Origin of the sequence: Paraburkholderia edwinii, assembly GCF_019428685.1 — a bacterium.
Taxonomy (GTDB): Bacteria; Pseudomonadota; Gammaproteobacteria; order Burkholderiales; family Burkholderiaceae; genus Paraburkholderia; species Paraburkholderia edwinii.
In genome coordinates this window covers 3,509,057-3,527,734 of sequence record NZ_CP080095.1, presented here as the reverse complement: position 1 = coordinate 3,527,734, position 18,678 = coordinate 3,509,057, and the positions used below count along the sequence as shown (strand labels likewise).

The following is an 18,678-nucleotide window of genomic DNA, read 5'->3' as shown; positions in this document are numbered from 1 at the left end:
CGATGCTGCTATTCCGGCCTGCGGGAGCGCGCAAGGTCGAGGTCTGCGCACAGTTGTGCCGCGCCTTGCGCAAGACGCGGCGTGGGACGGTTGATCAGATCGCCGTCGATGGCAAACAGGTTGTGGCGCGCGACCGCGGTAATCGCGGGCCATTGGCGCCAGCTGTCGAGTTGCGGCAAAGCTTCGTTCGCTGCGGTCGCACCCGGGGCCGCGGTCACGATCGCTTCGGGATTCGCGGCGAGCACGGCTTCGGTCGATACCGTCGGCACGAGCGGTTCGAGCTGCGCGAACACATTGCGTCCACCGCATAGCGCGATCACGTCGCTGATCAGATGCGTGCCGTTCAATGTCATCAACGGGCGATCCCATACTTCGTAGAACACGCCGACCGGCGGCTTGCCTGCATAGCGCGTGCGCAATCGCGCGATGTTTTGCTGATAATCGCTCGCGGCTTTGTTCGCAATCGACGATGTGCCGAGCAGTTCGCCGAACTTCGTCAGCGTGGCCGCGATGTCGTCGAGATGGCGCGGCTCGCTGAAAAAGAGCGGCACGTGCAGTTCGCGCAGCTGTTCGAGCTGCCGCTGTGCATTGCCGTGCCGCCACACGACGATCAGATCCGGCCGTAACGAGACGATGCGCTCGAGATCGAGCGCCTTGTTGTCGCCGACGCGCGGCAGCTGCTTCGCTTCGGGCGGGTAATCGCTGTAGCTGACCGCGCCGACGATCTTCGCTCCGCCGCCAGCGGCGTAAAGCAGTTCGGTGGTGTGCGGCGCGAGGCTGATGACGCGTTGTGCGGGCGCGTCGAGCGTCACGGTGGCGCCGGTGTCGTCGGTGACGGTGATGGGCGCCGCGGTCGCGATCGATGTGTACGAGACTGTGAGCGCGATCGAGCTTGCGCAGGCGAAGCGCGCTAACCGCCCTAACCACGTAGCGCGTGGAAGAATTTTCGCGAACGCGAATGCAAACCGGCGTGGCCGCACATGCATGGCTTTATCGCGCAGCATGCGCATCGATCTCACGCACACTTTCCGTTAGCGCATGTTCAAGCCGCATCCACTCGTTTTCGGATGCGGGCAGGCCGACGCGCACACTGCGCTGCTGCGAGAAAAAACGCGTCCAGATGCCGCGTTGCGCGAGCGCGCGATGCAATGCTTGCGCGCGTGCATCGGCGGTCCATGTGAAGAGCGGCGTCGCCTGCACATTAAAACGTTGCGCGCGCAACAGTGTTGCGAGTCGTTCGCCTTCCGCGGCGAGGCGCGTGTGCATGTCGCGTTGCCATGCCGTATCCGCAAATGCAGCCGATACCGCGTGACGCGCGGGTCCGCTTACGGTCCATGCGCCGAGCGTCTCGCGCAGCGGTTCGAGCAGCGCCGGCGCGGCGAGCACGAATCCCGCGCGCACGCCGGCCAAGCCGAAGAACTTGCCCGGCGAGCGCAGCACGACGAGCCCCGGCCGCGCGGTGAACGAGGCGAGCGATGCGGACGGCGCCGGCATCGCGTCGGCGAATGCTTCGTCGACTAGCAAGGTGCCGTCGCGTGCCGACAGATGCGCGTGCCAGTCGAGCAGCGTTTGCGCGCTCGCGTAAGCGGCGGTCGGATTGTTGGGGTTCACGATCACCGCATGCGTGATCGCTTCCGGTGGCGTCGCGCAGGCAGTGTCGAGTGACACGACTTCGTGCCCGGCACGCGCGAACGCGGGTGCGTACTCGCTGTAGGTGAGCGGCGCGATGCCGGCGATCGCACGTGGCAGTAACGCGGGCAGCGCGCGAATCGCAGCCTGGCTGCCCGCCACGGGCAGCACGTGCGACGCATCGGGCGCGCCGTAGTAGCGCGCGGCCAGAGCGGCAAAGCCGTCGCCGTCATCGGGCAGGCGGCGCCACGCGTCGGGCGGAACCGGCGGCACCGGATAGCCGTGCGGATTGATGCCCGTCGACAGATCGAGCCACTCGCCGTATGGAATGCGATAGAGACGCGCGGCTTCGTGCAGGTTGCCGCCGTGGGTGATCAGGGGAGCGGAGGTGTCGGTCATGGAATCGGTTATCGCGTGAGCGTAACGCTACGCCTGAAACACACACGCGGACTTCGCGAGCGAGCGCAATCGGCAAATGGACACGCCGCCACGTGCAGATTACCGTCGTTCGCGATCGGAACAGCGGAGGTGTCTGTCATGTCGGTCACGCCTGAATAAACGGCACGCTTAGCAGCGCGAGCACGATCAGCACAGCGAGCCACAAAATTTCCGTGCGCTCGACCAGTGCGAGCGCGGCGTTCACATGGCTGGCGCTCGCTGCCTGGCCCGCGCCCAGCGTCGGGCGTCGCTCGATTTCGCCGTTATAGACGGCCGGCCCGCCGATCAGCACATTGAGGCTGCCCGCGCCTGACGCCATCACCGGACCCGCGTTCGGGCTGTCCCAGCGCGGCGCCTGCTCGCGCCAGCAGCGCCACGCGGTGCGCGTATCGCCGAGCAGCGCGTAGCTCGCCGCGGTCAGACGCGCGGGCGCCCAGTTGAGCACGTCATCGATACGCGCGGCGGCCCAGCCGAAGCGCAGGAAACGCGGCGTGCGATAACCCCACATCGCATCGAGCGTGTTCGCGAGACGAAACGCGAGCGCGCCGGGGCCGCCGAACAGCACGAACCAGAACAGCGCGCCGAATACGGCATCGTTGCCGTTTTCGAGTGCCGATTCGACGGCTGCGCGCGATAGCGCCGCTTCGTCCGCATGCGCGGTTTCCCGCGACACGATCCGCGACGTCAGTTCGCGTGCCTCGTCGAGATCGTGCCGCCCGAGCGCCCGCGCGATCGGCTCAATATGCTCGCGCAGGCTGCGCGCGCCAAGCGCAAACCACAACAGCGCGACGTGTACGACGCAGGCGAGCGCCACCGGCAGAATTTCAACCAGCAGCCACGAGATCGCGACGGGCGGCATGACGGCCAGCAGCCACGCGATGAGCCCCACGGGGCGGCCGCGGCGCCCCGTGTTGTAGTGCGTTTCGAGCCGCATCGCGAGGCGGCCGAATGCTTCGAGCGGATGATGGCGGCGCGGCTCGCCGAACCAGCGGTCGACGATCATCCCGGCAGTCGCGCAGGCGGCGATCAGAGGCATCGACAGCATCGTTCAATGGCCCTTTGCGTGCTGTGACGCGTCGTTCGGCGCCGCGGCGTCGGCCGCAGTTTTCCGCGCGGCCGAGTCCAAACCCGACGTATCGGGCGCGGCGGTCTTCAGCGCCAAAGGCAAACCCGCGACCATCATCGTGACATTCGCGGCGCGCGCCGCGATGCGCTGGTTAAGGCGGCCGAGTTCATCGACATAAAGACGCGTCGCCGCGCCCAGCGGCACGACGCCCAGCCCGATCTCGTTGCTGACGACGATCACCTTCGCCTGCGCAGCCGCCAATGCCGCATCGAGCGCATCGATGCGCTGTTGATAGTCGGCAGCAGGTGCATCACCATCGGCCGGGCACAGAAGATTGACGAGCCACAGCGTCAGACAGTCGACGAGCAGGCAATGACCGGGCGCATCGGCGGCGGCGATCGCGCCCGGCAGGTCGAGCGGCGCTTCGACAATGCGCCAGTGCGCGGGCCGCCGCACGCGGTGCAGTTCGACGCGCTCGGCGAATTCGTCGTCGGCGACGCGCGCGGTTGCGATATAGGTGACGGGGCGCGCGCTGTCGCTCGCCAGCCGCTCGGCGTGCGCGCTCTTGCCCGAGCGCGCGCCGCCGACGATAAAAGTAACGTCGGGTGAAATCATGCGCGTGATTGTACCGGCGCGATGGGATAATGCGGCCTTCGCCTTGTCTACAGTACGCGACGCCCGGCCGTCGCAGACACTGCCTTGTGACCTTGTCGACCACTTCATCTGCTTCGTCCGATCAGCCCATGCAGTCCGATCAGCCCATCAAAAAGCCGCCGCGCGGCACGCTGATGATCCAGGGCACCACCTCCGATGCGGGCAAGAGCACGCTGGTCGCCGGCCTGTGCCGGCTCGCGCGGCGCGCGGGCGTGCGCGTCGCGCCGTTCAAGCCGCAGAACATGGCGCTCAATAGCGCGGTGACGGTCGACGGCGGCGAGATTGGCCGCGCGCAGGCGCTGCAGGCGGTCGCGGCCGGCATCGATGCGCACACGGACCTGAACCCGGTGCTGCTGAAGCCGACGAGCGATCGCGGCGCGCAGGTCATCATCCACGGCAAGGCGCGCATGAATCTCGATGCGCGCGCGTACCACGACTACAAGCCGGTCGCGTTTGAAGCGGTGCTTGAGTCCTACCGGCGCTTGCAGGCTGCGTACGACACGATCTTCGTCGAAGGCGCGGGCAGTCCGGCCGAGGTCAATCTGCGCGAACGCGATATCGCGAACATGGGGTTCGCGGAAGCCGTCGATTGCCCGGTCGTGCTTGTCGCCGATATCGATCGCGGCGGCGTGTTCGCGCATCTGACCGGCACGCTCGCGTGCCTGTCCGCGAGCGAGCAGGCGCGCGTACGCGGCTTCATCATCAACCGCTTTCGCGGCGATCCGGGCTTGCTGAAGCCGGGGCTCGACTGGCTCGAGGCGCGTACCGGCAAGCCGGTGCTCGGTGTCGTGCCGTATCTGCATGGGCTCACGCTCGACGCGGAAGATATGTTGCCGCGTGAACTGCGCGCGGGCGCCGTAGGTGCCGCGGGTGGCGACGCGAGCGCGGGCGGTGCGGCGCAGGGCGACGTGCTGCGCGTTGTCGTGCCGGCGCTGCCGCATATCAGCAACCACACTGATTTCGATGCACTGCGTGCGCACCCGCGCGTCGATTTCCACTATGTCAGAGCCGGCGCGCAGCCGCCCGCCGCGGATCTGATCATCCTGCCCGGCTCGAAGAACGTGCAGGGAGATCTCGCGTTTCTGCGCGCGCAGGGGTGGGATGCGGTGTTGAAGCGGCATCTGCGCTACGGCGGCCGCGTGATCGGCGTATGCGGCGGCATGCAGATGCTCGGGCGCGAGGTGGCGGACCCGCATGGCGTCGAAGGGCCACCGGGCAGCGTGGCGGGCCTCGGCTGGCTCGATTTCTCGACGACGCTCACGCGTGAGAAGACCCTGAAAAACGTGACTGGCCGGCTCGCGCTGCCGGGCGCGCCGGCCTTGGCGGGCTACGAAATCCATATGGGCGAGACGCAAGGGCCGGCGTTGGCGTCGCCCGCCGTGCGGCTCGCGGCTGCCGACGGCGGCGATGGCCGCGGCGATAGCAGCGATGGCCGCGATGGCCGCAGCCATGGCGACAGCGCAGAGCGCGGCGAACGGCCCGATGGCGCGCTGTCCGCGGACGGGCAGATTTTCGCGACTTACGTGCATGGCCTGTTCGACACGCCGGCGGCGTGCGCGGCGCTGCTCGGCTGGGCGGGCCTTGCCGACGCGCCGCCGCTCGACTACCCGGCGCTGCGCGAAGCGTCGCTCGACCGGCTTGCGGATACGCTCGCGGCCCATCTCGATCTGGATCGGCTGTTCGGCGCGATCGGTTGACGGTGAACCGCGATTCATTCCTGATCGGAAATAATCTAAGCGCCTGACGCCATTTTTCGCTTCTATTGGTTCGAATAAAGTCGGTTCCCAGCGATGACGCGCGATGCGTCGTCCATCGTCCACTTCGGAAAAGGAACCGTCATGAACCGTCCAACCGTCGCCGCACGCACCGCCCACCCCGCGCACCCTGACCTCGCCGCTTTGCTGCTGCGCCTTACGCTAGGCGTGCTCTACCTCGCACACAGTCTGCAGAAGATTTTCGTGTTCACGCTGCCGGGCGCCGCGCAGTTTTTCGTCTCGGTCGGCTTTCCGGGCTGGCTCGCCTACGTGACGACGTTTGTCGAACTGTTCGGCGGCATCGCGCTGCTGCTCGGCGTGCAGGTGCGCTGGGTCGCGCTCGTGTTGCTGCCGTTCATGCTCGGCGCGCTGTCGGTGCACTTCCATAACGGCTGGGGCTTCGCGTCGCCGAACGGAGGATGGGAGTACCCGGCGTTCTGGGCTGTGGCGCTCGTTGTGCAGTCGCTGCTCGGCAATGGCCTTTTTGCGCTCGGCAACGCACGCGCGCCGCAGGTGGCGGGGCACGCCGGCGCCTGATTGGCTCAGTACAACACCATCTGCGTACACCGGAACAGTGCGATCGTCTTGCCTTCGGGCCCATGGACGGTCGCGTCCCACACCTGGGTCGTACGCCCCAGATGGACAGACTGCGCGACGGTGCGGATGGTCCCCTCGGTCGCCGTGCCGAGGAAGTTGCTCTTCAGCTCGATCGTCGTGAAGCTCCGCGCGTCGATCGGCAGATGCGCAAGGCAGGCAAGCCCGCATGCCGTGTCGGCCAGGCCGATCACCGTTGCCGCATGCAGAAAGCCGTTCGGCGCAAGCAGCTGAGGGCGCACCGTCAATTCCGCGCTGAGTCGGCCTTCTTCGACGCCGGTCGCCTCAAAGCCGATCAGCTCCGGCAGCGTGCCGGCCTGCAGTCCGCGCATCCAGGCGAGGTCGCGGTCAGATCTGAGCTTCATCGTGACCTCCCGCAAAAAGGGAAGGGGTTTGTCCAAATCGGCCGCCGGGGCTTTCGAGCCTGGCGGATTTGCCGATATTATCAACGCCTGTGCCGGCCTGGCGGGCGCCCGTTGCGGCGCCCGCGCCACGCCGGCGGGGCCATTTGAGATAATTCGATAATGATTGGGCCTTCTTCCCGGGAGTATTCATGACGGTAATCGTGGTGGCGAATCCTAAGGGTGGCGTCGGCAAGAGCACGCTTTCCACCAACCTGGCGGGTTACTTTGCGGCCGAGGGCGAGTGGGTCGCGCTCGCCGATCTCGACCGGCAGCAGTCCGCGCACGCGTGGCTCGACCTGCGCCCAAGCGGCCTGCCGGCGATCGAGACGTGGCAAGTCGATCCCGATTTGCCCGTGAAGCCACCGAAGGGCCTCGAGCGTGCCGTCATCGATACGCCGGCCGGCCTGCACGGCAACCGGCTCAATGTCGCGCTGAGCCTCGCCGACAAGGTCATCGTGCCGCTGCAGCCGTCGATCTTCGATATTCTCGCGACGCAGGAATTTCTTGAGCGCCTCGCAAAAGAAAAGGCCGTACGGAAAGGTTCGATCGAAGTGGGCGTGGTGGGGATGCGCGTCGATGCGCGGACCAAGTCCGCCGATCAGCTGCATCGATTCGTCGAAGGGTTGAATCTGCCGGTGCTCGGCTATCTGCGCGATACGCAGAACTATGTGCAGCTTGCGGCACACGGGCTCACGTTGTGGGACGTCGCGAAGAGCCGCGTCGAGAAGGATCTGGACCAGTGGGAACCGATCCTCAAGTGGACCAACGGCAACGGCAAGGCCTGAGCCGGCGGCGGCTCCCGGGGCGTGGCCTTCAGCATGGAGCGCCCGCCCGGTTTGAGATGCGCTTCAGGTCCAGCTTTGCGTCGGCACGTGATCGCGGTTGCCCTTGATCCTGTTCTGCTCGTCGACGAACACCAGATCCGGCTTCCAGCCCGCCTGCAATTCCGCCTCGTCGATCATCGCGAACGCCGCGATGATCACGAGATCGCCGAGTTGCGCGCGGCGCGCCGCGGAACCGTTTAGCGAAATCATCCCGCTGCCGCGCTCGCCCTTGATCGCATAGGTCGAAAAGCGCTCGCCGTTGTTGATATTCCAGATGTCGATACGCTCGTTTTCGACGATATTCGCGGCTTCGAGCAGGTTCTCGTCGATCGCGCACGAACCTTCGTAGTGCAGTTCGCAGTGCGTGACCGCGGCGCGATGAATCTTCGATTTCAGCATATGGCGTTGCATGGCGATTCCCTTGTTGCGCGAGCGCGGCCTCGAACGGCGGCGCGCGTCAGATTTCGAGATTATCGATCAGGCGCGTCGCGCCGATCTTCACGGCCGCGAGTACCACGAGCGGCGCTTCGCCTTCATGCGCGGCCGGCGCCAGCAGGTTGGCGCGCTTGCGAATCGCGATGTAATCGGGCTTCCAGCCGCGCGCGGCAAGCGAGGCCATCGCTTCGCGCTCGAGCGCTTCGAAGTCGCGCCGGCCCGCGTGGATCGAATCGCGAATGCCGTTGAGCGTGGCGGCAAGGCGCGGCGCCTCGGCGCGCTCGGCCGGTTGCAGATAGCGGTTGCGCGAACTAAGCGCGAGGCCGTCGGCGTCGCGCACGGTTTCCGCGGCGATGATATCGGTCGGCAGCGCGAACTGCTCGGTCATCGCGCGCACGATCATCAACTGCTGGTAATCCTTCTTGCCGAACACGGCGACGCGCGGCTGCACGCACGACATCAGCTTCATCACGACCGTGCAGACGCCCGTGAAAAAGCCCGGCCGGAACTCGCCTTCGAGAATGTCGCCGAGATCGTGCGGCGGATGCACACGATATTCCTGCGGCTGCGGGTACATGTCTTTTTCCGTCGGCGCGAACAGCACGTAGACGTTTTCCTTCTGCAGCTTCTCGATATCGTCCTGCAACGTGCGCGGGTACTTGTCGAAGTCCTCGTTTGGTCCGAACTGCAGACGGTTCACAAAGATGCTCGCCACGACCGGGTCGCCATGCTGGCGTGCCAGCCGCATCAGCGACAGGTGACCTTCGTGCAGATTGCCCATGGTCGGCACGAACGCGGTGCGGTTCTGGCCGCGCAACTGGTCGCGCAATTCCTGGATCGAGCTGATGACTTTCATGGTCGGATATGTGTCCTCACGCGGGGCGCGCGGTGCGCAGTGCCTGGCCGCAGTGTCCGGCAGCGCGCATCGGCTGTGCCTGCGCCGGTTTTGAACGACAGGCGGCAGGGCTTGAAGCGCCGGATTGTAGAGGATTTGCGGGCGCCGCGCACCCACTGGAGGCACGCGCGGACAAGGTAGCGAGGCGCGGTGAAAGACAAGGCGCGGTGAAAGATAAAGCGCGGCGCAACACAGGAATCAGGCGGGCAGGTACGCGAGCCGCACGTAAATCGGCGCGAACGGTTCGGCCTGCGTGATTTCGATCAGCGACTCGCGAGACAGCTCGAGCATCGCGATAAAGTTCACGACGACGACCGGCACGCCGCGCGACACGTCGAACAGCTCCGAAAACTCCATGAACCGCGAATTCTGCAGCTTGCGCAGGATCACGCTCATATGTTCGCGCACCGACAGTTCTTCGCGCGAAATCCGGTGATGCTGGACGAGCTTCGCGCGCTTGATCACGTCGGCCCACGCAGCACGCAGGTCGTCGGTGTTGACGTCCGGAAAGCGCGGCGTGATGCTCTGCTCGATGTACACCTCGGCGCGCAGGAAGTCGCGGCCCAGCTGCGGCAAGTGGTCAAGCCGTTGCGCGGCGAGTTTCATCTGCTCGTATTCGAGCAGGCGCCGCACCAGTTCCGCACGCGGGTCTTCCGCTTCTTCGCCGGTGTCGGCTTTCTTCACCGGCAGCAGCATCCGCGATTTGATTTCGATCAGCATCGCGGCCATCAGCAGATATTCCGAGGCAAGCTCGAGATTCGTCTTGCGCAGCTGTTCGACGTAGCCGAGATACTGCGCGGTCACGTCGGCCATCGGAATGTCGAGCACGTTGAAGTTCTGCTTGCGGATCAGATACAGCAGCAGGTCGAGCGGGCCTTCGAAAGTCTCCAGAAAGACTTCGAGCGCGTCGGGCGGGATGTAGAGATCCTGCGGAAGCTTGAAGAGCGGTTCGCCATACAGGCGCGCGAAGGCGATGCCGTCGACGGTGTCGGGCGTCGAATCGTTCGCGGGCGCGGTCAGTGCGGCATTGCCCGGCGCGACGGGACCATGCAGGGCAGCGGCATGGGCATGCGCCGCTGCCGGTTGTGCCGTTGCCTGCGTAGGCAACGGCGCGCCGTGAGCCTCGTCGGCAGAAGACACGTTCAGAAGTTCTGGTAGTAGACGTACGACGTTTGCTTCACGCGTGCCGCCTGCTGCTCCGAGCGCTCGTCGAGGTCGATCGGCTGCTTGTCCCACAGCAGCGCGCGGCCACGGCGCTGTTCGTCTTCGAGTTGCGGCTTCTGCTCTTTCAGCTGATTCAGGAATTGCGTGATGTCCGACTGATACATGGCTCGAAATCCATTGAAGAAAAGGGCGCCGCGCGGGCGGCCGCTCGGGTCGGACGTAATTTTAGCGCAAGCGCGCAGGCCGTAAGCGATTCTGACGAGAAACACGTGCGCGAGGGTTCGGTGCGTACGCAGCCGGCGACTCATCTGCGGAAATACTGGCGCTGAATTTTACGGAACATCGACGGACGATCGACGACACATCGGCGGAACATTGACGAAACCGCTGCGGAACATCGGCGGGCGGAAGCCGTCCAAGGCGGGCGCCGGTTGCCGGATGGCGAACTCGCGAGAGCGGCGCCAGTCAGGGGCGAAGACGGCGGCAGAAATCGGCGCAAAAACGTGCGGCGCATAAACACCGTCGCGCGCGATCGATCGTTTGCCGCACGCGCCCTGAATTCGGGATGCGCGGCCGCGCCGATGTGGTCAAATACCAAGCTTCAGTCCCCCCGTGGACTGGCCGAAGCCAGAAACTGTCGATATCAACAATTGCCGGAGGTCGTGTTTGGCGGGGTGGTCAATCGAACCGTCGCAATCGCGGCTCAGTCAGCGGCTCAGTCAGCGGCTCGTGCAGCGGCTTGTGCAGCGCACCGCCGGTCTGACGCGGCGCCGCGCCTCGTGGCCGCGGCCCGCCGCGCGGCCTTCGCGCGCATGGCTCGTTCTCGCGATCGCCGCCGTGCTATTTCTGGCGGCGGCCGGCGCTCCCGCCGCGCACGCGGCGAAAAAACGCGCGTCGTACGACGTCGACGTCGATGCCACACCGCGCTCGCTGCGCAAGCTGCTCGAAGAGCACCTCGATCTGGCGCGCTTTGCGAAGCACGACGACATCAGCAGCGAGCAGTTCGATTTTCTCGTCACGGCCGCGCCGCAGCAGGTGCGCGACCTTGCCGCGACGCAAGGCTACTTCTCGCCGGTCGTGCGCACGGACGTGCGGACAGTCGACGGCCGGCGCACGGTGGTCGTTCATGTCGACCCCGGCCCGCTCACGACAATCTCGTCCATCACGCTGTCGTTCCGCGGTCCGGTCGAAACCGAGGATCCCGCGCAGGAAAACGCAACGCGCTTTGCCTTCACGCTGCATGACGGCGACCCGTTCACGCAATCGGGCTGGGACGGCGCGAAGAACGCGGCCTTGAAGGCGCTGCAGGCGCGCCGCTACCTGGGCGCGAAAATCTATCAATCGGAAGCGCGCATCGATCCGCAGAAACATGACGCGAAACTCTCCGTGACTTTCGACAGCGGTCCGACCTTCACGCTCGGCAAGCTCGACGTATCGGGTACGCGTCGTTATCCGGAAAGCATCGTCGACAATGTGAATCCGATTTCGCCGGGCGAGATCTACGACGTCCAGCGCGTCACCGAACTGCAGCGCCAGCTGCAGAACACGCCGTACTACGCGAGCGTCGCGATCGACGTCGATAACGATCCGGCGAAGCCGCTCGACACCCCCATGCACGTAAAAGTCAGCGAATACCCGTACAACAGCGTGCGCGGCGGCGTCGGCTATGCGACCGACACGGGCGCACACGTGCAGGGTTCGTACACGTATCTCGACACCTTCGGCGCCGCGTGGCCGTTCACGGTGTCGGGGCGGCTCGACCAGATCCAGCAGTACGGGCAGGTCCAGCTGTCGATGCAGCCGGGCAAGCGCGGCTGGACCAACAGCGCGCTTGCGTCGTACACCACGACCGACGTGTCCGACACGCGCATCTACAGCCTGCGCGCAGGCGTGCAGCGCGCGCGCACGTCGCAGTACATCGACTACAACTACTCGCTCCTGTTCTACCAGGACCGTCTGGACCAGAACGCGGCCCCGCCGACCACGGCGCGCGCGCTGCTGCCCGCATGGTCGTGGACACGCCGCAATACCGACGATCCGCTGTTCCCGCGCTCGGGCAACCTGATTCACGCGGAGGCGGGCTTCGCGGTGAAAGGCGTGCTCGCCGATCAGACGTTTATCCGCGGCTATGCGCGCGGCCAGCAATACATCCCGGTCGGCCAGCGCGATCTCGTGCTGTTTCGCGCGGAGGTCGGCGGCGTGTTTACCAGCGGGCCGTCGAGCGGCGTGCCGGCCTCGCTGCTGTTCCGCGCGGGCGGCTCGAACTCGGTGCGCGGATATGCCTTTCAGAGCATCGGTAATAACGTCGGCGACTCGGTGCTGCCAACCAAGTACCTGATGACGGGCAGCTCCGAATATCAGCACTGGTTCAACCACGATTGGGGCGCGGCCGTGTTCTTCGACATCGGCACCGCGACCGATAACTGGCACGAGAAGGAGTTCTTCCCCGGCGTTGGCTTCGGCGCGCGCTGGCGCAGCCCTGTCGGGCCGGTGAACGTCGACCTCGCTTATGGCATTCGCAATCACGACGTGCGTCCGTATCTGACGCTCGGCATTGCGTTCTGATCAACCTTTGAATCTGACTGCATTCGACGCATGACCACGGACCGTATCGCTAACCTCCTGCTATCGGATCGCCCGGGCGACGATGTGTCGCGCGGCGGGTCGGGTGGTGCGGGTGGTGCGGGTGCTGCGGGCGGCGGCGGTGCGCAGGCGTACGGCGGTTTCCGCGGGGCCGGTGGTTCCGGTGCTGTTCTCTCGGGTGGGCCGGGCGGTTACGGTTCGGCCGGTGGTTCCGACGGCGCCTCTGCGGGTGGGACGGGCAGTTACGGCGGCGCCGGCGAGTCCGGTGGTGCTGGTGGCTCCGGTGGCTCCGGCGACGGGCCGGGCGGCGCGGATACGCCACCGCCGCCGAGGCGCCGCCGGCGGCTGTGGCGCGCGCTCCTGTGGGCGACGCTCATCCCGGCGCTGATCATCGCGCTGCTGGCCGGCGCGCTGTACGGCGTCGTCGTCACGGAGCGCGGCACGGCTTACGCATGGCAGGCCGCGGTGAAGCTGCTGGGCGGCCGGCTCGCGGGCACGCTCGAGGGCGGCACGCTGGCGACTGGCTTACGCCTCTCCCATGTGCAATGGCGCAGCCTCGACGGCAGCGGCACCGAGATTCGTGTCGACCATGCGTCGGGCAAGTGGGCGCTGTCGGACCGGCCGTGGAAGTTTGCCGTCGACTATCTGCATGTCGGCACGATCGACGCGCGTATTGCGCCGTCGAACGAGCCGTCTCAGCCGCTCGCTTTGCCCGAAGACCTGCAGCTGCCGATGCAGCTCGAAGTGCGCGACCTGAGCGTCGACAAGCTGCTGCTGCACGACGGCGCATCGACGAGCGAATATTCGGGACTGCTGTTCCATGGCCGCAGCGACGGGCGGCATCACGAGGCGGCGGTCGAGCGCCTCGATACGCCGTTCGGCGCGGTCACCGCGCGGGCGAAGCTCGATGGCGTGCGGCCGTTTCCGCTGACCGGCGAGGCCACCTATGCGGGCAAGGTCAACGACGAAGCGGTACAGGTGCAGGGGCATGTGTCGGGCACGCTCGAGACGCTCGTCGCCGAGCTCGATGCAAGCGGGATGAAGCTCGACGGTCATGCGCGCGTCGAGGCGACGCCGTTCGCCGACGTGCCGCTGCAGCGCGCGACGCTGACCTTCGATCACGTGAACCCGCAGGCGTTCTCGCCGGGTGCGCCGGCGGCGGATCTGGCGGTGCGCGCGGACTTGCGGCCGGCGGGGGAGAAGGCGCCGGATGCGGCGGAAGGGGCGAGTGGGGTGGCGGCGAGTGGAGCGGCTGTCGGTGGCATGGAGACGGCGAGCGGCGCGCGGGCCGCGAGTGCGGCGAAGCCGGCGAAGTCGGCGAGCGGGGCCGGCGGCGCGCGTCGGAAGGCGCATGGTGGGGCGGCTAGCAGTGCTGCGGCGAACGGCGATGGCGTGCAGTCCGAGCGCGCGGCGAGCGCGGGCGGAACGGCGATTGCCGCAGGCGCATCAACCGCGAGCGGCGCGATCACGCCAGCGAGTTCTGCGAACACAGCAAGCTCCGCGAACGCAGCAAGCGCCCCCGCGCCCGCCAACCCCGCGGCACGCCCTCGCAGCTTCGCTGTCACCGGCTCGGTGTCGATCGTCAACGCAAAACCCGGTTCGATCGACGCGCATCTGCTGCCGCTGATCGATGCGCGCGCCGATGTGCGACTCGACGCGCAAGCGCAGCACATCTCGAACCTGAACGTGCGGCTCGTGAAGAATGCGACGGTCACTGGCGACGGCTCGCTTGCCGGCAAGCGCGGCCGTTTCGATCTGAAGGTCGCGAAACTCGATCTGAACGCGCTCGTCGCGAGCGTGCGGCCGACGCAGTTCGCCGGTCCGATCGCAATTCGTCTGAACGACGATATCCGCACGGTCCAGCTCGATCTCGCCGATCCGCAGGCGGCGCTGCGCGTGCAAGGCAAGGTCACGCTCGACCCCGCGCGCACGAGCTTCAACGACGTGCGGCTGACGTCGGGCAAAGGGCGCATCGACCTGTCCGGCGCGATCAAGAACGACGCGAGTTCGACCTACAACCTGAAGGCGGCGCTGACCGACTTCGATCCGCTATCGCTGACGTCGCTCATGACGCCGAAGCCGACGGCTAAACCGGCCGCTAGAACGGCGGCTAAAGCGGCGGCTGGAACGGTGGCCAGATCGGCCGCGGCCGGCGCCAAACGCGGTGCGGGCGACACGTCGGGGCGCGATCCGAATTCCGCGGCAACGTCGACCGACGCCCCTACGCGCGATAAAGACAAAGGCATCACAGCGGCTCAACCCGGCGCACTCGCGAGTGGCGTCGCGGCCGCTCCATCCGCTGCACCCGGGAGTGGCGCTACACGTGCCCAATCCGCCCAATCGGCGCAAGCCACTCAAGCCGCCAAGCCCGCTCAAGCCACTGCGCCCACGAGTGCCACCAGGTTGGCTCAAGCCGCCCAGCCCGCCAGTGCCGCAGCATCCGTCAGTCCCGCCGGGCCCGTGAGTGCCGCGACACCCGCCAGCGCCCCCGCAACGGCTAACGCCCCCGCGCCGACCCAACCCGCTACACCCGCCAAACGGCCCCCCGGCCGCAAAATCGAAGCCCGCATCAACGGCACCATCATCGCCACCGGCCTGCTCGCGCCGACCTTCACCACCAAGGCCGAATTCAAGCTCGGCGACAGCATGTACGACAACCTGCCGATGACCGGCGGCGGCACGATCCAGCTGGCCGGCTCGCGCATCCTGCCGAGCCACGCGAACCTGTCGGTGGCCGGCAACCAGGTCGACCTGCAGGGCAGCTTCGGCGGACGCGGCGACCGGCTGCGCTTTCGCGTCGATGCACCGGAACTCGACCGGCTCGGCTTCGGCGTCGCGGGCCTCGTCGATGCCGACGGAGACGTCACCGGCACCTTCGCGCATCCGAACGTGACGCTCAACTACAAGGCCGACAGCGTCGTGTTCGGCTCGAATCGCCTTGGCCACGCGGAAGGTCACGCAGAGCTGCGCGACGGCGCGAACGGCGCGATGGTGTTCACCACCGACGCGCGCAATCTGAGCACCGCCGGCATCGAACTGAAGACGCTGACCGCACGCCTGAACGGCACGCGCGCGAACCACACGTTCGAGGCAGCGGCGTCCGGCTCCTTGCGCGACCGGCCGCTCGATCTGACGCTCGCGGCCAACGGGCGCCTGACCGACGCGCGCGACGGCACGCATTGGGACGGCACGGTCACGCGGCTGCAAAACCGCGGCACGCCGGCGCTGAACATGGAGTCGCCGCTGACGGTCAGCACCGGCCCGCAGCGTCTCACGCTCGGCGCGACGCGCATCACGCTCGAAGGCGCGGTGCTCGACCTGAAGTCGCTCGCTTACGACCACGGGCGCGTGCGTTCGGCCGGCACGCTCACCGGCATCTCGGTCACGCGCCTGCAGCAGCTGCGCCAGGAATTCACCGGCGCCGCGCCGCTGACGAAAACCGATCTCGTCTTCGACGGCGACTGGGACTTCGCGCTCGGCGATACCTCGAGCGGCCATATCCAGCTGAAACGCCGCAGCGGCGACGTGACGGTCGAAGTCGGGCGCGGCTTCGCGTCGCTCGGCGTCACCGATATCTCGACGCGCGTCGACTTCGCCGCCGGCAACCGCGTGAATATGACCGCGCACGCTCAGGCGAGCCGCGTCGGCGTGATCGATGCCGAGGCGCACACGGCGCTCGCGATGCGCGACGGCGCACTCACGCTCGACGAAAACGCGCCGCTGACCGGCAAGATCGACGCGAACGTGCCGTCGCTGAGAACCACAGGCGGCCTGCTTGGCCCGAGCTATCTGCTCGACGGCCATCTCGCGCTGCGTCTCGCGCTCGGCGGCACGGTGGCGAAGCCGAATCTGTCGGGCTCGCTGGTCGGCGATGGTTTGTCCGCGACCGCGGTCGACCTCGGCGTGCAATTGAAGAACGGCGTCGTGCGCATCGCGCTGTCGGAGAATCTCGTCGACTTCCAGCAGGTCGAGTTTCACGGCGGCGACGGCACGCTCCGCGCGACGGGCCGCGTGCGGCTCGATAACGCGGAGCCCGATCTGACCGCCAGCATCGTCGCCGATCATCTCGAACTGTTCGCGTCGCCGGAACGGCAACTGGTGCTGTCGGGCAGCGCGAGCGTCGCGAATGCGGGTCAGCAGGGCGGGCTTGCGATCAACGGCAAGTTCAATGTCGAGCATGCGCTGTTCGACATGCCCGAGCAGGGCGCGCCAAGCCTCGGCGACGACGTCGTGATCGTGCGGCCGGACGGCTCGGTGATCGGCGGCAAAGCGCCCGAGGTCGGCAATTCGAACAAGCCGGTCGGCACCTTCGCGCCGCGCGCGAATATCGACATCAATCTCGGCAACGACTTCCGCTTCCGCGGCCAGGGCGCCGATGTCGGGCTGCGCGGCACGATTACCGCGCTGTCCGCGCCGAACATGCCGCTGCGCGCGATCGGCAACGTGCGCGTGACCGAGGGGTCGAGCTATACGGCGTTCGGCCGCAAGCTCGCGATCGAGAACGGCTTCTTCACGTTCAACGGGCCGGTCGCGAACCCGGGCATCAATATTCTTGCGATGCGCCGCAATCAGGAAGTCGAGGCGGGCGTGCAGGTGACGGGCACGATCCAGTCGCCGGTCGCGAAGCTTGTCTCCGAGCCGAACGTGCCCGACAACGAAAAGCTGTCGTGGCTGCTGTTCGGCCACGGCACCGACCAGGGCAACAACCTCGGCCAGCAGAGCACGATGACGACCGCGCTCGCGCTGCTCGGCAGCGCGAGCGGCAAGCGGATCGCACAGACCTTCGGCCTCGACGAATTTTCGATCGGTCGCAGCGAGGTGGGGCTGACCGACCCGCAGGTGGTGATGGTGTCGAAGGCGATCAACGAGCGCCTCGTGATCGGTTACGAGCAGGGGCTGCAGTCGGCGAGCAACGCGATCAAGGCGACGCTGAACCTCACGCGCTACTGGTCGGTGGCCGCGTACGGCGGCACGTTCCAGGGGATGGATCTGCTTTATACGCGGCGTTTCGACCGGTGGCCGTGGTGGTGACCGTGAGCGCGGGATGCGGTGCGGGGCCGGTCAGGTTCGAGTCTTGCGCAGGTGTCCAATCGAAGCACAATGGCGGTCGTGAGCGATGCGAACGGCGCATCGCAGAGACGCGTGGCACGCGACGGCAGCCGCACCAGGCGTTCACCCTGCTCATTCGGGATTTGACATGACTGCATCGATTCAGACCGCGCTCGCGAAGTTTCCGGACATTGCGCTTTTTACCGCCCCTACGCCGATCCAGCGGCTCGAGCGCCTCGAGCGCGCGCTCGGCGACGCGTGCCGCGGCGTCAAGATCTTTGTCAAACGTGACGATCATATGGAGCTGGGCGGGGGCGGCGGCAACAAGCTGAGGAAACTCGAATTTCATCTGGGCGCGGCGCGCGCCGAAGGGGCAGACACGATCATCACCGTCGGCGGCGTGCAATCGAACCATGCGCGGCTGACCGCGGCGGCGGCAGCGAAGCTCGGCCTCGCCTGCGAACTAATGCTGAGCCGTGCGGTGCCGCGCGCCGAGGACGGCTACGACGACAACGGCAATGTGCTGCTGGACCGTCTGTTCGGCGCGCAGGTGAGCATCTCGGCGGCCGGTACGGATCCGTTCGCGCTCGCCCAGCAGCGTGCCGAGACGTTGCGCGCGGCGGGCCGCAAAGTCTATTTGATGCCTTCCGGTGGCTCGACCGCGATAGGCGCGCTCGGTTATGTGCGCTGCGCGCTCGAAATCATCGGGCAGGAGGAGGCGCTGGGCGAGCAGTTTCGCGAGGTCGTGGTCGCGAACGGCAGCAGCGGCACGCATGCGGGACTTGCCGCGGGCTTCACGATGCTCGATCGCGGCGCGGCGATGGTGCGCTCGTATTCGGTGCTGGCCGATCCGGAGCCAACCCGGCAAAAGACCTTGCAACTCTTGTGCGACACGCTGAAGCTGCTCGGCGATTCCCGCGTGCCCGGTGAAGAGGCGATTGACGTCGACGGCGCATTTCGCGGTCCCGGTTACGGGCTGCCGACCGATCCGATGATCGAAGCCGTGCGGCTGCTTGCGGCGCACGAAGGTTTGCTGCTCGATCCGGTGTATTCGGGCAAGGCATTTGCCGGCCTGCTGGCGGCGATACGGCAGGGACATTACGCGCCGGGTGACAGCGTGCTATTCGTCATGACGGGCGGGATACCCGGGCTTTACGTGTACCAGTCGGTTTTCCGCTAGCCGGGGTAA

The 18,678-nt window shown here is 66.8% G+C and carries 14 protein-coding genes and 1 pseudogene; 6 read left to right on the top strand and 9 right to left on the bottom strand.

Annotated features, from left to right (window positions below; genetic code table 11):
* Positions 1 to 8: 8 nt before the first annotated feature.
* The 4 genes and pseudogenes from KZJ38_RS15535 to cobU form a co-directional block, all read right to left on the bottom strand.
* Positions 9 to 1,010 carry a cobalamin-binding protein gene (locus KZJ38_RS15535; RefSeq protein WP_246641780.1) on the bottom strand — a complete coding sequence of 334 codons (1,002 nt, stop codon included), beginning with the start codon at positions 1,008 to 1,010 and terminating at the stop codon, positions 9 to 11.
* Complete coding sequence (cobD, locus tag KZJ38_RS15530) at positions 991 to 2,028, bottom strand: threonine-phosphate decarboxylase CobD (RefSeq protein ID WP_219796955.1); 1,038 nt, start codon at positions 2,026 to 2,028, stop codon at positions 991 to 993. The genes KZJ38_RS15535 and cobD overlap by 20 nt, the downstream gene beginning before the upstream one ends.
* Before the next feature lie 145 nt (positions 2,029 to 2,173).
* A complete protein-coding gene (gene cbiB / locus KZJ38_RS15525) occupies positions 2,174 to 3,112 on the bottom strand; it encodes an adenosylcobinamide-phosphate synthase CbiB (protein ID WP_219796953.1) in 939 nt (312 codons plus the stop codon).
* Positions 3,113 to 3,208: 96 nt separating this feature from the next.
* A pseudogene (gene cobU, locus KZJ38_RS15520) lies at positions 3,209 to 3,748 on the bottom strand (bifunctional adenosylcobinamide kinase/adenosylcobinamide-phosphate guanylyltransferase); the annotation flags it as partial.
* 128 nt (positions 3,749 to 3,876) lie between these two features.
* Here cobU and KZJ38_RS15515 point away from each other — a divergent pair.
* Together KZJ38_RS15515 and KZJ38_RS15510 are read left to right on the top strand one after the other, a co-directional pair.
* Positions 3,877 to 5,484: a cobyric acid synthase gene (locus KZJ38_RS15515; protein WP_219796950.1), complete on the top strand. Its 1,608-nt coding sequence runs from the start codon at positions 3,877 to 3,879 to the stop codon at positions 5,482 to 5,484.
* A gap of 141 nt (positions 5,485 to 5,625) precedes the next feature.
* A complete protein-coding gene (locus KZJ38_RS15510; RefSeq protein ID WP_219796948.1) occupies positions 5,626 to 6,078 on the top strand; it encodes a DoxX family protein in 453 nt (150 codons plus the stop codon).
* 5 nt (positions 6,079 to 6,083) lie between these two features.
* On the opposite strand, the gene KZJ38_RS15505 is transcribed toward KZJ38_RS15510, so the two are convergent.
* Entirely contained in the window at positions 6,084 to 6,500 is a 417-nt protein-coding gene (locus tag KZJ38_RS15505) for a PaaI family thioesterase (RefSeq protein ID WP_219796947.1), read from the bottom strand.
* A gap of 188 nt (positions 6,501 to 6,688) precedes the next feature.
* On the opposite strand from KZJ38_RS15505, the gene KZJ38_RS15500 reads away from it, so the two are divergent.
* Positions 6,689 to 7,324 carry a ParA family protein gene (locus KZJ38_RS15500; RefSeq protein ID WP_219796945.1) on the top strand — a complete coding sequence of 212 codons (636 nt, stop codon included), beginning with the start codon at positions 6,689 to 6,691 and terminating at the stop codon, positions 7,322 to 7,324.
* Positions 7,325 to 7,387: 63 nt separating this feature from the next.
* Here KZJ38_RS15500 and panD read toward each other — a convergent pair whose 3' ends face one another.
* From panD to KZJ38_RS15480, 4 genes are all read right to left on the bottom strand, one after another.
* Entirely contained in the window at positions 7,388 to 7,774 is a 387-nt protein-coding gene (gene panD, locus KZJ38_RS15495) for an aspartate 1-decarboxylase (RefSeq protein ID WP_075156543.1), read from the bottom strand.
* Between the two features lie 46 nt (positions 7,775 to 7,820).
* A complete protein-coding gene (panC, locus tag KZJ38_RS15490; protein WP_219796943.1) occupies positions 7,821 to 8,654 on the bottom strand; it encodes a pantoate--beta-alanine ligase in 834 nt (277 codons plus the stop codon).
* A 237-nt stretch (positions 8,655 to 8,891) separates the two neighbouring features.
* Entirely contained in the window at positions 8,892 to 9,833 is a 942-nt protein-coding gene (locus KZJ38_RS15485; protein ID WP_425518253.1) for a segregation and condensation protein A, read from the bottom strand.
* A 2-nt stretch (positions 9,834 to 9,835) separates the two neighbouring features.
* Positions 9,836 to 10,021 (bottom strand): DUF3460 family protein, encoded by a 186-nt coding sequence (locus KZJ38_RS15480; protein ID WP_219796941.1) that lies wholly within the window; start codon positions 10,019 to 10,021, stop codon positions 9,836 to 9,838.
* 673 nt (positions 10,022 to 10,694) lie between these two features.
* Here KZJ38_RS15480 and KZJ38_RS15475 point away from each other — a divergent pair.
* The 3 genes from KZJ38_RS15475 to KZJ38_RS15460 all read left to right on the top strand — a co-directional run bounded on the left by KZJ38_RS15475 (position 10,695) and on the right by KZJ38_RS15460 (position 18,669).
* A complete protein-coding gene (locus KZJ38_RS15475; RefSeq protein ID WP_425518363.1) occupies positions 10,695 to 12,422 on the top strand; it encodes an autotransporter assembly complex protein TamA in 1,728 nt (575 codons plus the stop codon).
* A gap of 30 nt (positions 12,423 to 12,452) precedes the next feature.
* The gene (locus KZJ38_RS36560; protein ID WP_246641488.1) at positions 12,453 to 17,471 is read left to right on the top strand and encodes a translocation/assembly module TamB domain-containing protein; all 5,019 of its coding nucleotides are present in this window, start codon (positions 12,453 to 12,455) and stop codon (positions 17,469 to 17,471) included.
* A gap of 166 nt (positions 17,472 to 17,637) precedes the next feature.
* Complete coding sequence (locus tag KZJ38_RS15460) at positions 17,638 to 18,669, top strand: D-cysteine desulfhydrase family protein (RefSeq protein ID WP_219796939.1); 1,032 nt, start codon at positions 17,638 to 17,640, stop codon at positions 18,667 to 18,669.
* The last annotated feature ends 9 nt before the right edge of the window (positions 18,670 to 18,678 follow it).

Bases quoted from the DNA above. Each gene is read 5' to 3' on its own strand.
- KZJ38_RS15515 (WP_219796950.1), top strand. From the start codon at position 3,877: ATGCAGTCCGATCAGCCCATCAAAAAGCCGCCGCGCGGCACGCTGATG.
- KZJ38_RS15480 (WP_219796941.1), bottom strand. From the start codon at position 10,021: ATGTATCAGTCGGACATCACGCAATTCCTGAATCAGCTGAAAGAGCAG.
- KZJ38_RS15460 (WP_219796939.1), top strand. From the start codon at position 17,638: ATGACTGCATCGATTCAGACCGCGCTCGCGAAGTTTCCGGACATTGCG.
- panD (WP_075156543.1), bottom strand. From the start codon at position 7,774: ATGCAACGCCATATGCTGAAATCGAAGATTCATCGCGCCGCGGTCACG.
- KZJ38_RS15510 (WP_219796948.1), top strand. From the start codon at position 5,626: ATGAACCGTCCAACCGTCGCCGCACGCACCGCCCACCCCGCGCACCCT.
- cbiB (WP_219796953.1), bottom strand. From the start codon at position 3,112: ATGCTGTCGATGCCTCTGATCGCCGCCTGCGCGACTGCCGGGATGATC.
- KZJ38_RS15505 (WP_219796947.1), bottom strand. From the start codon at position 6,500: ATGAAGCTCAGATCTGACCGCGACCTCGCCTGGATGCGCGGACTGCAG.
- KZJ38_RS15500 (WP_219796945.1), top strand. From the start codon at position 6,689: ATGACGGTAATCGTGGTGGCGAATCCTAAGGGTGGCGTCGGCAAGAGC.
- panC (WP_219796943.1), bottom strand. From the start codon at position 8,654: ATGAAAGTCATCAGCTCGATCCAGGAATTGCGCGACCAGTTGCGCGGC.
- KZJ38_RS36560 (WP_246641488.1), top strand. From the start codon at position 12,453: ATGACCACGGACCGTATCGCTAACCTCCTGCTATCGGATCGCCCGGGC.
- KZJ38_RS15535 (WP_246641780.1), bottom strand. From the start codon at position 1,010: ATGCGCATGCTGCGCGATAAAGCCATGCATGTGCGGCCACGCCGGTTT.
- cobD (WP_219796955.1), bottom strand. From the start codon at position 2,028: ATGACCGACACCTCCGCTCCCCTGATCACCCACGGCGGCAACCTGCAC.